13 protein-coding genes and 1 pseudogene are annotated in these 13,260 nt (G+C 71.8%); 6 read left to right on the top strand and 8 right to left on the bottom strand.

Annotated elements, in window-relative coordinates:
• Positions 1-16: 16 nt before the first annotated feature.
• Positions 17-1,378 carry a helix-turn-helix transcriptional regulator gene (locus V2W30_RS21270; protein WP_338698747.1) on the top strand — a complete coding sequence of 454 codons (1,362 nt, stop codon included), beginning with the start codon at positions 17-19 and terminating at the stop codon, positions 1,376-1,378.
• Positions 1,379-1,696: 318 nt separating this feature from the next.
• Here the strand turns inward: V2W30_RS21270 and V2W30_RS21265 are convergent, their stop codons facing one another.
• Positions 1,697-1,825: a hypothetical protein gene (locus tag V2W30_RS21265; protein WP_338698745.1), complete on the bottom strand. Its 129-nt coding sequence runs from the start codon at positions 1,823-1,825 to the stop codon at positions 1,697-1,699.
• Positions 1,826-1,868: 43 nt separating this feature from the next.
• Here V2W30_RS21265 and V2W30_RS21260 point away from each other — a divergent pair, with 43 nt between their 5' ends.
• From V2W30_RS21260 to V2W30_RS21250, 3 genes are all read left to right on the top strand, one after another.
• On the top strand, positions 1,869-2,159 hold the full coding sequence (locus tag V2W30_RS21260) for a DUF6191 domain-containing protein (protein ID WP_338698743.1): 291 nt from the start codon (positions 1,869-1,871) through the stop codon (positions 2,157-2,159).
• Positions 2,160-2,226: 67 nt separating this feature from the next.
• The gene (locus V2W30_RS21255) at positions 2,227-4,026 is read left to right on the top strand and encodes a S9 family peptidase (protein ID WP_338698741.1); all 1,800 of its coding nucleotides are present in this window, start codon (positions 2,227-2,229) and stop codon (positions 4,024-4,026) included.
• A gap of 59 nt (positions 4,027-4,085) precedes the next feature.
• Complete coding sequence (locus tag V2W30_RS21250; RefSeq protein ID WP_338698739.1) at positions 4,086-4,865, top strand: SURF1 family protein; 780 nt, start codon at positions 4,086-4,088, stop codon at positions 4,863-4,865.
• Here the strand turns inward: V2W30_RS21250 and V2W30_RS21245 are convergent, their stop codons facing one another.
• The 7 genes from V2W30_RS21245 to V2W30_RS21215 all read right to left on the bottom strand — a co-directional run bounded on the left by V2W30_RS21245 (position 4,866) and on the right by V2W30_RS21215 (position 11,467).
• Positions 4,866-6,083 carry a hypothetical protein gene (locus tag V2W30_RS21245; RefSeq protein WP_338698737.1) on the bottom strand — a complete coding sequence of 406 codons (1,218 nt, stop codon included), beginning with the start codon at positions 6,081-6,083 and terminating at the stop codon, positions 4,866-4,868.
• Positions 6,080-6,766, bottom strand: a complete 687-nt coding sequence (locus V2W30_RS21240; RefSeq protein ID WP_338698735.1) for a SigE family RNA polymerase sigma factor — start codon at positions 6,764-6,766, stop codon at positions 6,080-6,082. Before V2W30_RS21240 ends, V2W30_RS21245 begins: the two co-directional genes overlap by 4 nt.
• Before the next feature lie 379 nt (positions 6,767-7,145).
• Positions 7,146-8,210, bottom strand: a complete 1,065-nt coding sequence (locus tag V2W30_RS21235) for an aspartate-semialdehyde dehydrogenase (RefSeq protein ID WP_338698733.1) — start codon at positions 8,208-8,210, stop codon at positions 7,146-7,148.
• Positions 8,210-9,493: an aspartate kinase gene (locus tag V2W30_RS21230; protein WP_338698732.1), complete on the bottom strand. Its 1,284-nt coding sequence runs from the start codon at positions 9,491-9,493 to the stop codon at positions 8,210-8,212. The genes V2W30_RS21235 and V2W30_RS21230 overlap by 1 nt, the downstream gene beginning before the upstream one ends.
• A 248-nt stretch (positions 9,494-9,741) precedes the next feature.
• Complete coding sequence (locus V2W30_RS21225; RefSeq protein ID WP_338698731.1) at positions 9,742-10,470, bottom strand: DUF5063 domain-containing protein; 729 nt, start codon at positions 10,468-10,470, stop codon at positions 9,742-9,744.
• Entirely contained in the window at positions 10,463-11,062 is a 600-nt protein-coding gene (gene recR / locus V2W30_RS21220) for a recombination mediator RecR (protein WP_018529216.1), read from the bottom strand. Before recR ends, V2W30_RS21225 begins: the two co-directional genes overlap by 8 nt.
• 60 nt (positions 11,063-11,122) lie before the next feature.
• Entirely contained in the window at positions 11,123-11,467 is a 345-nt protein-coding gene (locus tag V2W30_RS21215; protein WP_338698723.1) for a YbaB/EbfC family nucleoid-associated protein, read from the bottom strand.
• Between the two features lie 278 nt (positions 11,468-11,745).
• Between V2W30_RS21215 and V2W30_RS21210 the strand changes: the two are divergent.
• A pseudogene (locus V2W30_RS21210) lies at positions 11,746-12,488 on the top strand (SLATT domain-containing protein).
• A 79-nt stretch (positions 12,489-12,567) separates the two neighbouring features.
• Positions 12,568-13,254, top strand: coding sequence for a GntR family transcriptional regulator (locus V2W30_RS21205; protein ID WP_338698721.1), 687 nt, complete (start codon positions 12,568-12,570; stop codon positions 13,252-13,254).
• Positions 13,255-13,260 lie beyond the last annotated feature (6 nt).

Here is a 13,260-nt window from a genome sequence, read left to right as displayed (position 1 = left end):
AGGCGACACTCACCGCATGCCCGAAGAACCAGCTCAGCAGCAGGACACGGAGCACGTGGGCCGCCGCGTCCTGCGCCTGCGCACCGAGCGCGGACTCACCCAGCGCCAGGTCGCCGAACCCGCGTACACCCCCGCCTACATCTCCACCCTGGAGGCGGGACGCGTCCGCCCCTCGGACGCGGCGCTGCGGCACATCGCCGAGCGTCTCGGTGTCACGTACGAGGAACTGGCCACGGGCCGGCCCGCGCATCTGGCGACGGACCTGAGGCTGCGGCTCACCGAGGCGCAGCGCGCCCTCGCCACGGGCGCCGCGAGCGAAGCCGCCCTGTGCTACCAGGAGTTGAGCGCGGAGGCCGAGCGGCACGGGCTCGACGCGGAGCGCGCGGCGGCCGAACTCGGACTCGGCGAATGTGCGCTGGAGAGCGGCGAACTGACCCTGGCGCGCGCCCACTTCGACACCGCCGACGCCCTGCTCACCGAGGCGGGGGCGCCGCTGCCGCAGCGGGCGCCGGTGATCCGGGCGCGGGCCGTGGCCCACTACCTGTCCGGGTCCCTGCGCTACGCCTGCTACCTCCTGGAGACGGCCCTGGACGAGCTGAACACGTCCGGGCTGCACGACCCGGACGCCCTCGTACTCCTCTACACCGCGTCCATCGCCCCCTACATGGACATGGGCGCCCACGCGCGCGCCGCCCAGGCCGCCGAACTGGCCCTCTCGCTCGCCCCGCACGTCGGCGACCCGGCGCTCGTCGCGCAGATGCACCGCTCCGTGGCCCGCACCCTGCTCGCCGAGGGCAAGGTCGCCCAGGCCGACGCGTCCCTGGCGAAGGCGGCCGAGCTGTACCAACAGCTCCAGATCCGCACCGAGTTGGCGCACTGTCACTGGATGCGCGGATACGTCCACGCGCAGGCGGGCCGGCTCGACGACGCGGAGAGCGAACTGAGGACCGCGCGCGACATGCTCTCCGCCAAGCGGGCCGCCCTCTACACGCAGCAGGTCGAGGTCGAACTGGCCGATGTGCTGAGGCGGTTGGGCCGCGCCGAGGAGGCCGAGCGGATGCTCCGGGCGCTGCTCGGCGTGATCGGTCCCGAGCGCGGCGCCGTGCACGCGGCGGGCGCGCACCGCATGCTCGGCCTGATCGCCCAGGAGTCGGGCGGCACCGAGCGCGCCGAGGAGCACTACGTCACCGCCCTCAGCCTGCTCGAACGCGCGGGAGCGGCGGGGGACCTGGCCGACCTGTGCCGGCTGCTCGGCGACCTGTACCGCCGCGCGGGCCGCATCGAGGCCGCCCTGGACACCTACCGCACGGGCCTCGGGCACCGCGCGGCGCCCGGCACCACGACCCTGGGCCCGGCCCCGGCCCGGCCGCCGCTGTGATCCGGCCGCCGCTGTGATCCGGCCGCCGCTGTGATCCGGCCGCGCGGATAAAAGCGGACAGATATATGCGCCGGGTATTCCTGGGCGGGCCGCACGGGCGTACATTCCCTTCACCGTCGGCGTACTCCAGGGCACGGATGAACCGCGTCGGTGCTGTTCATCCCCCGCGCACCCGCGCGACGCCGATGGCTGACGGCAGGCGAAGATCCAGCGGGAGCACCTGCGAGAACCTGCCGCCCCTGGACGGGCCCGGCCGCTCCCCTCGACGCACCACACGGCCGGGCCCCGTCGGGGCCCCACCCGCCCGGGGACGAGCGGTCAGCGGTTGCCCTGCCTGCGGGCCTGCGCCTTCTGCTGCATGCCGCGCGACTTCGCCGACACGGAGTCGAGGTTCCTCCTGGCCTGCTGCGCGCGCTGCTCGGCCGACCCCGAGACGGACCTCTCCACTCTGCCCCTGCCCGTCGGGTTCGGCATCCGGGAGACTGGGCCCATGGGAATAGCCGTGATGGTGACGCTGCCGGGGCTGGTGATCGTGCTGACCGTGATCGCCTTCGTGGACCAGGGGCTGCGCCTGGCGGGCCGCCGCAGGAGGCGGAGCCAGATCTCGGCCACCGGGTTCGAGCAGCTGCACGCCACGTTCTCGCCGGGCAAGCAGAGCGAGCTCAAGGAGCGGCAGAGCGCGCTGGTGCTCCGCGACGACGAGGAGGACGGGGCGCCGCCGTCCCGGTCCCGCGTCGACCTCGACGGCGGTCGGGCCGTCATCCGGATCCGGGGCGTCTGAGCCCGGACCGCGGGGCTCCGCCGCCGGATCGCCGCGAGCGCCCGGCCGTCCCAGGCACTATGGGGCCATGACGAGTCAGAGCAACGGGTCCATGCCCGACTGGGAGAAGCGTTTCCGGGCGCCGCGGGTGTCGCTGCCCGACTGGGCTGAGGACGCGCCGGACCGCTCGCTGTTCGTGTCGAACGCGACAGGGACGTACGAGCTGTACGCGTGGGACAGGGCCACCGGCGAGCAGCGCCAGGCGACGGACCGGGCGAACGGGACGACGGACGGGGTGCTGTCCCCCGACGGCGCGTGGATCTGGTGGTTCAGCGACAAGGACGGCGACGAGTTCGGCGTCTGGCTGCGGCAGCCCTTCGCGGGCGGCCCCGACACCGAGGCCGTCCCCGGGCTCGCGCCCTCCTACCCGGCCGGGCTCGCCCTCGGCCGCGACGGGCACACCGCGGTCGTCGGCCGCTCCACGGACGAGGACGGGACGACGATCCACGTCGTGGCCCCCGGCTCCGACGGCCCCGTCGAGATCTACCGGCACCGTGAGTCCGCCGGCGTCGGCGACCTCAGCCACGACGGCACGCTGATCGCGATCGAGCACACCGAGCACGGCGACGCGATGCACTCGGCACTGCGTGTGGTCCGCCTCGACGGGTCGACGGTCGCCGAGCTCGACGACACCGAGGGCGGCGAGCGGGAGCTGGGCCTCGAAGTGCTCGGCTTCGCGCCCGTCGAGGGCGACACCCGGCTGCTCGTCGGGCACCAGCGGCGCGGCCGCTGGGAGCCGATGGTGTGGGACACCGCCTCCGGCGAGCAGACCGATCTCGCCCTCGACCTGCCGGGCGACGTGTCGGCGGAGTGGTACCCGGACGGGTCCGCGCTGCTGATCGTCCACGAGTTCGAGGCCCGCGGCGACCTGTGGCGCTACGAGTTCGCGACCGGCGCCCTCACCAAGGTCGACACCCCGCTCGGCACGGTCTCCGGCGCCTCGGCCCGCCCCGACGGCAGCGTCGAGTACCTGTGGTCGTCGGCCGCGCAGCCACCGGTCGTCCGCTCGACCAGCGGTGCGGTCGTCCTCGACCCGCCCGGCATGAAGGCTCCGGCGTCCGTGCCGGTGGAGGACGTGTGGGTGGAGGGTCCCGGCGGCCGCGTCCACGCCCTCGTACAGAAGCCGGCCGGCGCGACGGGACCGCTGCCCACCGTCTTCGAGATCCACGGCGGGCCCACCTGGCACGACTCGGACTCGTTCGCGGCGGGCCCGGCGGCCTGGCTCGACCACGGGTTCGCGGTGGTCCGGGTCAACTACCGGGGCTCGACCGGCTACGGCCGCGAGTGGACCGACGCCCTCAAGCACCGCGTCGGCCTGATCGAGCTGGAGGACATCGCGGCCGTCCGCGAGTGGGCCGTCACCTCCGGCCTCGCCGACCCGGACCGGCTCGTCCTCGCGGGCGGCTCCTGGGGCGGCTATCTGACCCTCCTCGGCCTCGGCACCCAGCCCGGCGCCTGGGCCGTGGGCCTCGCGGCGGTCCCGGTCGCGGACTACGTCACGGCGTACGAGGACGAGATGGAGGCCCTCAAGGCGCTGGACCGCACCCTGTTCGGCGGCTCCCCCGACGAGGTCCCGGACCGCTTCACGGCGTCGTCCCCGCTCACGTACGTGGACGACGTGAAGGCCCCGGTCTACATCTCGGCGGGGCTCAACGACCCGCGCTGCCCCATCCGCCAGATCGACCACTACGTGGACCGGCTCGCCGCCCGCGACGCCGTGCACGAGGTCTACCGGTACGACGCCGGGCACGGCTCGCTCGTCGTCGAGGAACGCATCAAGCAGGTCGCGCTCGAACTGGACTTCGCGAAGCGTCACTTGCCGAGCTGAGGCCCACGGGGCGGGGGGCGCGGAATCGGCCTTTACATCGGACCCGTACCTTTGAAGGCGTGTACCGGTTCCTGCTGACCCCCCGCTGGTGGGGGATCAACATCTTCGTCCTGCTGGCGATCCCCGTCTGCGTCTACATGGGCTCGTGGCAGCTCAGCCGTTTCGAGGACCGGGTGCAGGACCACCGGACCGCGAGCGAGCGCAGCACGGCCAACGAGAAGGCGGCCCCCGAGCCGCTCGCCTCGCTGCTGCCGGTCGACACGAACACCTCGGGCAAACGCGCCACGGCGACCGGCCGCTACGACAAGCAGCTCCTGGTCCCGGACCGCGACCTCGACGGACGAACCGGCTTCTACGTCGTGACGCTCCTGAAGGTCGACGGCACCGGCACGGCGCTCCCCGTCGTCCGCGGCTGGCTGCCCGGCGCCGCCACCGCAGCGAAGGCGCCCGCCCCGCCGAAGGGCGAGGTCACCGTGGTCGGTGCCCTCCAGGCGTCGGAGTCGGCGGGCTCGAACGGCGTGACGACGGCCGGTGGCCTGCCCTCCGGACAGGTCGGCATGATCAGCGCCGCGTCCCTGGTGAACGTCGTCCCGTACGACGTCTACGACGCGTGGGTCACCCTCGACCGGGCGGACGGGGCGATGACGGCGGTCCCGGCCACCACCCCGCAGGGCAGCGGCCTCGACCTGAAGGCGTTCCAGAACCTCGGCTACACCGGCGAGTGGTTCGTCTTCGCGGGCTTCGTCGTGTTCATGTGGTTCCGCCTGGTGCGCCGCGAGGCGGAGGCGCTGCGCGACGCCGAACTGGGCCTCACCGAGGCCGGGGAACAGCCCGCCTGATCACGACGCGGGCAGGATGCCCGTGCGGTACAGCGTGCCCGCGCACGCGTCCGGGATCTTCGCCGTGACGACGGGCGAGCCCGGCTCCGGCGTGTGCGAGACGACGATGCTGCCGTCGGCGGTGTCCTCGTGACCGAGCTGCGTCGACAGACCGGAGTCCGTGCTGTCGCCGGTGGACGTCGCCGTGTCCCCGGTCGGCGTCGGCGTCGGCGTGGGTGTGGGGGACGCGTCGCCGCCGGAGGAGCCGTCGCCGCCACCGCTGCCGCTGTCGCCGCCGCTCGAACCGCCACCCGTCGAGGGGCAGCTCGCGGACGGCACCCAGGCGAACTTCACCTCGTACGCCATGCCGGGCTCCAGGATGAGCTGGCTCGGCTCGGTGGACGGGTCGGGCAGGCCGGTCGCCGGGTCGCCCGACGTGTGGTCGATGACGCCGACCTTCGCCGGGTCGGCCGCGCCCTGCGCGATGGTGGAGACGCTGCCGGGGCTGTCGATCGTGCAGTTGGCGTTCGAGACGTTCGTGACGCGGAACGTGCCGTAGACCGTGCCCGAGCCGTCCGGGGCCGAGACGCTCGGCACGGGCTGGCCCAGTTCGTTCGCGGCGCAGACCGGGGAGCTGGCGGCGGCCGTCGACGCGGGATCCGTACCGGCGGTGGCACCGCCGGAGGCCTTCCCCTTGTCGCCCTTCTTGCCGTCCCCGTCCTTGCCCTGGGACGCGGACGGCGAGCCCGCGCCGGCACCGTCGGAGCCCTTGCCCGCGTCGACGCCGCCATGGGTCTTCGAGCTGCTGCCCGCCATCCACGGCCGGTCGCCCGCTGCGCCGGAGCTCGTCACGTGCAGTACCGCGGGCACCGCCATCGCGACGAACACCCCGGCGGCGACGGCGCCCACGGCGGCCTGCCGCTTACGGGCCCGGCGCGCCGGAACCGCCCGGCGCAGATGGTCGAGCACCTCGTCCGCCGGCTCGATCTCGCGCACCGCCTGGCGCATCATGCGCCGCAGTGCCAGCTCGTCGCTGCCGAGGCCGGTGGCTCCGAGGGTGTCGGGGCCGCTCGCGTCGTCGGCCGCCGCATCGGCCGGACGGCGGGGTCCGTCGTTCACAGTTGCGTTCCCAGCGTGCTCGTCCTGCTTGCCCTGCTCGTGTTGCTCATGTTGCTCGCCCTGTTCGCCCCGCTCGGACTTCTTGAACAGGTCGTCGGGGCCGCGGCCCGGGAGGCTCATACCGGCTCCTCCATGGCGACCCGCAGAGCCGCTATGCCGCGAGACCCGTACGCCTTCACCGAGCCCAGGGATATCCCCAGCGCGTCGGCGACCTGCGCCTCGGTCATGTCCGCGAAGTAGCGCAGCACGAGCACCTCGCGCTGGCGCCGCTGCAACCCCTTGAGCGCCTTCTTCAGGGCGTCCCGCTCCAGGAGGTCGTACGCCCCCTCCTCGGCGCTCGCCATGTCGGGCATCGGCTTGGTGAGGAGCTTCAGCCCGAGGATGCGGCGGCGCAGGGTGGACCGCGAGAGGTTCACGACGGTCTGGCGCAGGTACGCCAGCGTCTTCTCCGGCTCCCTGACCCGCTTGCGCGCCGAGTGGACGCGGATGAACGCCTCCTGGACCACGTCCTCGCAGGAGGCGGTGTCGTCGAGGAGGAGTGCCGCGAGCCCGAGGAGCGATCGGTAGTGGGCCCGGTAGGTCTCGGTCAGGTGGTCGACGGTGGTGCCTGCTGCCTCCATCGCCTCGTCAGCGCCCTGCGCCTGCGCCGGTACACGCGTCGGCCGCGTCGCTGGCATGGGGGCGATCACCGGCATGCCGCCGGCCGCGCCCCCACGGGGCCGACGCGTTCCGAGGGGAGCGAGGTGCGGACGAAGGGCCGCGCCCCTCGCCTGTACCGCTGTGAAGTCCAGTACCTCTGCCACGCCTGTTGGACACGCTTCCCCCCGTCAGGGTTGTACGCGTCCGGCGCCCCATTTGCGACAGACTTCGTCATCCCCACCGATGACGATGCGTCAGTTGCCGACATGCGTACCTGCTCTTCCCCTATGCCCCAATTAGTCCTTGTGGCCCGCGCCTCGAAGAGCCGGCACCCCCTGAAAGGCCACCGCCCCTCACAAGGGCTACCGCAATGACGCTCCCCGCCCTGCGTGCGGTTGCAGGACGGGGAGGGAATCTCCTGGGAATCTTCGAACATTCAAGGACCCGGGTTCAAGTGGTTCAGACCAACGCCGGAGAGACGTCACCCACACAGAACTCACACAGATCCTACGAGGGGATCCGGATATGTGAAGGGCCCGACCGCTAAGCGAACTCCCCCGCGACCAACTCGGCGATCTGCGCGGTGTTCAAAGCGGCGCCTTTACGGAGATTGTCCCCGCACACGAAGAGTTCGAGCCCGGTCGGATCGTCGAGCGAGCGCCGGACGCGCCCCACCCACGTCGGATCGGTGCCCACCGCGTCGGCCGGCGTGGGGAACTCACCGGCGGCCGGATTGTCGAAGAGCACGACACCGGGCGCGGTCGCGAGGATCTCGCGGGCCCGGTCCACGGTGACCTCGCTCTGGAAGCGGGCGTGGACGGTCAGGGAGTGCGTGGTGACCACCGGCACCCGTACGCAGGTGACGGCGACCGGCAGAGCGGGCAGGCCGAGGATCTTGCGGGACTCGTCCCGCACCTTCATCTCCTCCGACGACCAGCCGTCCTCCCGGAGCGATCCGGCCCACGGCACGACGTTCAGCGCGACCGGCTCGGGGAACGGCCCGGTCTGATCACCGACGGCCCGCCGCACATCACCCGGGCTGGTCCCCAGCTCCGTACCGGCGACGAGGGAGAGCTGCGCCCGCAGCGTCTCGACCCCGGCGCGCCCCGCGCCGCTCACGGCCTGGTAGCTCGACACCACCAGCTCGCGCAGCCCGAACTCGGCGTGCAGCGCGCCCACGGCCACGATCATCGACAGGGTCGTGCAGTTGGGGTTCGCGACGATGCCGCGCGGCCGCACGCGCGCGGCGTGCGGATTGACCTCGGGGACGACGAGCGGCACGTCCGGGTCCATCCGGAAGGCGGCCGAGTTGTCGACGACCACCACGCCCTTGGACGCGGCGACGGGCGCCCACTGGGCGGAGACGTCGTCGGGCACGTCGAACATCGCGACGTCGACCCCGTCGAAGACCGACTCCTCCAGGGCGACGACCTCGACCTCCTGGCCGCGCACGCTGAGCTTGCGGCCGGCCGAGCGCGCCGAGGCGACCAGGCGGATCTCACCCCAGATGTCCGCGTGCTGCGACAGGATCTGGAGCAGAACGGCACCGACGCTCCCGGTCGCTCCCACGACCGCGAGCGTCGGACGCCGCGCGGAGGACACAGCCATCAGCGGCCGGTGCCTCCGTAGACCACGGCCTCGTCGGAGTCCGAGTCGAGCCCGAAGGCGGAGTGCACGGCGCGCACCGCCTCGTTCACGTCGTCGGCCCGCGTGACCACGGAGATGCGGATCTCGGACGTCGAGATCAGCTCGATGTTGACGCCCGCGTCGGTGAGCGCCTCGAAGAACCCGGCCGTGACACCCGGGTTCGTCTTCATACCGGCGCCGACGAGGGAGATCTTGGCGATCTGGTCGTCGTAGCGCAGCGAGTCGAAGCCGACGTTCGCCTTCTGCTTCTCCAGGGCGTCGATGGCCTTGCGGCCCTCGCTCTTGGGGAGCGTGAAGGAGATGTCGGTCAGTCCGGTGGAGGCGGCCGAGACGTTCTGGACGATCATGTCCAGGTTGATCTCCGCGTCCGCGACGGCCCGGAAGATCTTGGCGGCCTCGCCCGGCTTGTCCGGGACGCCGACGACGGTGACCTTCGCCTCGGAGGTGTCGTGCGCGACACCGGAGATGATCGCCTGCTCCACGGGTTCGTCCCCTTGCTGCTTCACGAGCGGTTCGTTGCTGACCCACGTGCCCTGCAACCCGCTGAACGAGGACCGCACGTGGATCGGGATGTTGTAACGGCGGGCGTACTCCACGCACCGGTGGAGCAGCACCTTCGAGCCGGAGCTCGCGAGCTCCAGCATGTCCTCGAAGGAGATCCAGTCGATCTTCCGCGCCTTCTTCACGACGCGCGGGTCGGCGGTGAACACACCGTCGACGTCCGTGTAGATCTCACAGACCTCGGCGTCGAGCGCGGCGGCAAGAGCGACGGCGGTCGTGTCCGACCCACCACGGCCGAGCGTGGTGATGTCCTTCTTGTCCTGCGAGACGCCCTGGAACCCGGCGACGATCGCGATGTTGCCCTTGTCGAGGGACTCGCGGATACGCCCCGGCGTGACGTCGATGATCCGGGCTTTGTTGTGGACGGAGTCGGTGATGACGCCGGCCTGACTGCCCGTGAACGACTGCGCCTCGTGGCCCAGGTTTTTGATCGCCATGGCCAGCAGTGCCATGGAGATACGCTCTCCGGCGGTCAGCAGCATGTCGAACTCTCGTCCGGCAGGGATCGGGGATACCTGCTCGGCGAGATCGATCAACTCATCCGTCGTGTCACCCATCGCGGACACCACGACAACCACCTGGTTGCCGTTCTTCTTGGCGTCGACGATCCGCTTGGCGACCCGCTTGATGCCCTCGGCATCTGCAACGGAGGAGCCTCCGTACTTCTGCACGACAAGGCCCACGTGCGCTCCTCGCTCAGTCCGTCTGTCACCGCATGTACGTATGCGTACTGCGGTCGGCTCAGTCTAACGAGCGGCCGAAATCCACCCCGGCCATATCGCATCGTGAGATGTCCCGCTCACGACGTGATCACCGGGTTTTCGGGTACGGGGTCGGCCGCTCCGAACGAGCGCATGCCCACGCGCTCACGGGACAACCGGGAAAGTGGGCCAGGTCACTTCCTGGATCACTTCACGGATCACTTCGCGGATCACTTCACGGGGCGAAGGCCCAGCGGGCCCGCGATCTCCTCCGCCATGACCTTCCCGGCCTCCTCCTCCAGGGAGCCCTCGGCCGCCGAGAGGTCCTCGTCGGTGTCGAGGCCGTCGAGGTCGTCGAGCGGCTGGTTGAGGCGGACGTGCGCCACCAGGGACTGCAGGGCGCGCAACGTCGCCGAGGCCGTCGAGCCCCAGTTGGAGAAGTACGAGAACTGCCACCACCACAGCGCTTCCGTGACGCGGCCCGCGCGGTAGTGGGCCATGCCGTGGCGCAGATCGGTGACCACATCGGCCAGGTCGTCCGAGATGCGGGCCGCGACCGGCGCCTTGCGGGGCTCGTACGGGTCGAAGACCTCGGAGTAGACGTCGACCGGGTCGAGGAGCAGCGCCAGCCGCTCGCGCAGTTCGTCGGCCTCGTCGGCGGCGGCCTCCGGGCCCAGGTCGGGCTCGTAGCGCTCGTCCGGGACGATGTCCTCGTGCGCGCCCAGCCGGCCGCCCGCCAGCAGCAGCTGGGAGACCTCGAGGAGCAGGAAGGGCACGGCCGAGTCCGGCTCGTCACCCTTGGCGACCTCGGTCACGGCCACGATGAACGACGCGACCTGGTCCGAGATCTGGACCGCGAAGTCGTCGGGGTTCTGCGTCGTGGCGTGCAGGGTCGCGTCGCCGGACCCCTTGGCCGGGGACACGGCGGTCTCGGTGGCGGTGTTCGTCGTCTCAGACATCTAGCAGTCGTCTCCCCTCGAAGGCGCGGCCGAGAGTGACCTCGTCCGCGTACTCCAGGTCGCCCCCGACGGGGAGGCCGCTGGCCAGGCGGGTGACCTTCAGGCCCATGGGCTTGATCATCCGGGCGAGGTACGTCGCCGTGGCCTCGCCCTCCAGGTTCGGATCGGTGGCCAGGATCAGCTCCGTGACCGTCCCGTCGGCCAACCGCGCGAGAAGTTCTCGTATACGCAGGTCGTCGGGACCGACACCCTCGATCGGGCTGATCGCCCCGCCGAGCACGTGGTACTTCCCACGGAACTCACGGGTCCGCTCGATCGCCACGACGTCCTTGGGCTCCTCGACCACGCAGATGACGCTCAGGTCGCGGCGCGGGTCGCGGCAGATGTTGCAGAGCTCTTCCTGCGCCACGTTGCCGCACGTCGCGCAGAAGCGGACCTTCGCCTTGACCTCCATCAGGGCCTGCGCGAGACGCCGTACGTCCGTGGGCTCCGCCTGGAGGATGTGGAAGGCGATCCGCTGCGCGCTCTTGGGACCGACGCCGGGCAGCCTGCCCAACTCGTCGATGAGGTCCTGGACCACGCCTTCGTACACGGATTGCCTTCCCTGCTGCCTGCGGTTGTCGCTCGGTACGTACGGTAGTCGGCGCCGGGCCTAGAAGGGGAGGCCCGGGATGCCGCTGCCGCCGCCCAGTCCCTGGGCGAGCGGGCCGAGCTTCTGCTGCTGGAGCGCCTGCGCGTTCTCGTTGGCCGCCGCGACCGCCGCGACCACCAGGTCGGCGAGGGTCTCGGTGTCGTCCGGGTCGACCGCCTTGGGGTCGATGACGAGGCCGCGAAGCTCACCCGAGCCCGTCACCGTCGCCTTGACGAGGCCGCCGCCGGCCTGGCCGTCGACCTCGGTCTGCGCCAGCTCCTCCTGGGCCTGTGCGAGATCCTGCTGCATCTTCTGGGCCTGCTGGAGCAGCTGCTGCATGTTGGGCTGGCCACCACCGGGGATCACGATCAGCTCCTTTTCCGGTCCGTCTGAGGTCCGCTTCCGAGGGTCCTGAGGGGGGCCGTGGCCCCTCAAACGAGCCTACGTGGTCCAGGGGACGCCCGCCCCGGCACCTCACACTGCACTCTTTCGAGTGAGATACGCGGAAACAGCCCGCTTTCCTATACCTGATGAAGGCCCACTTCTGGGCGGAAAACCCGCGAAAACGGGTCCTTGGCCACCCATTGGGCGGTAGGAAGATGCTGCACATTCAGCCCCAGCCGTACCAGTCGAGGGAGTGCCGGGTGAGCCAGCCGGATATGCAGCCCGAAGGGCCGCCCCAGGAGGGGGCAGGCCCGGGTGAGAACGGCGACCGGGGCACGCGCGACCTCAGCGGGCGGGCGTTCCCGCTCGGCGACTGGGGCGAGCCCGCCGAGCGGCTCGACGAGCTGTACCGGTGGGTCGAGCAGGGCGCCCTGCGGACGGCGTCCTGGTACCTCGCCGACCGGCTGCGGAAGCGGCGGGGCGCGCGGGCGCTGCGCGGGGCGCGGCGCTCGGAGCGTTGTGCGGAGGCGTGCTGCCGCTGCTCGACCTGACGGACGCGATGCCCGGGGTGGCTCCCTGGGGGTACCTGGCGCTGCTGCTCGCCGTGGCCTGCGTCGCCTGCGACCGCTACTTCGGGCTGACCTCCGGCTGGATAAGGGACGTCGCCACCGCACAGGCCGTGCAGCGGCGGTTGCAGGTGCTCCAGTTCGACTGGGCGTCGGAGAGCGTGCGCGAGGTGCTCGGGCCGACGGAGGGGACGGCGAGCGAGGCCGCCGAGCGGTGCCTGGGCGTGCTGCGGCGGTTCACGGAGGACGTGACGGAGCTGGTGCGCTCCGAGACGGCGGACTGGATGGTGGAGTTCCGGTCCGGTCCCGCGCCGCTGGTCATGCAGTCCACGGTGCCCGGCGTCCCGCGCCCCGCGGAACCGCCGCACGGCCGCTTCCCGCTGCCGCCCGGGACGCGCCCGAACATGCCGCGCCAGCGCCCGCCCGAGCCCCGCTAGCTCTTCGAACGGCTTCGGGGCGGGGCGCGGCTAGGGTGGCCGGACGAACATCGCCCAGCCGAACCGGGGGAACCGACCCGTGCCGCCCGTTCCCGACGGTCCCGCCGTCACCCGCAACACCCTGCGCCGGCAGATCGCGGACGCGCTGCGCGACGAGATCCTCGGGGGGCGCCTCGACCCCGGCCAGGAGTTCACGGTCAAGGAGATCGCCGAGGGGTACGGGGTGTCGGCCACGCCGGTCCGCGAGGCCCTGGTCGACCTCACCGCGCAGGGCCTGCTCGATTCCGCCCAGCACCGCGGCTTCCGCGTCCACGAGTACTCGCTCGCCGACTACCGCGCCATGATCGAGGCCCGCAGCCTCGTCGCGGACGGCATCTTCCGCGGCCTCACCGAGAACCCGCCGGAGAACCCCGGCACCCCGGCCGCCCTGGCCGGCGTCCGGCGCCGCGGCGAGGAGGCCGCCCGCGCCGCGAGCGCCGGCGACCTGAACGTTCTCATCGGCTACGACCTGCGCTTCTGGCGCGAACTGTCCGCCCTGTTCGGCAATCCGTACCTCTCCGACTTCTTCCACCGGCTGCGCGTCCAGTCCTGGATGTGCGCCGTGCCGGTGCTCCGCCGGGCCGGCGACCTCCGGGGCCGCCTGTGGTCCGGGCACTGCGATCTGGTGGACGCGCTGAGCCACCGGGACGCCGCCGCCGCGCACGCGATCATCGCCTCGTACAACACGGACTCGCTCGCGCTGATCGAGCGCCTCTCGGACCGATAGCGCGGG

Origin of the sequence: Streptomyces sp. Q6, assembly GCF_036967205.1 — a bacterium.
GTDB lineage: Bacteria > Actinomycetota > Actinomycetes > Streptomycetales > Streptomycetaceae > Streptomyces > Streptomyces citrinus.
Note: the sequence above shows the minus strand (reverse complement) of the source record. Positions and strands in the feature narration are given on the sequence as shown.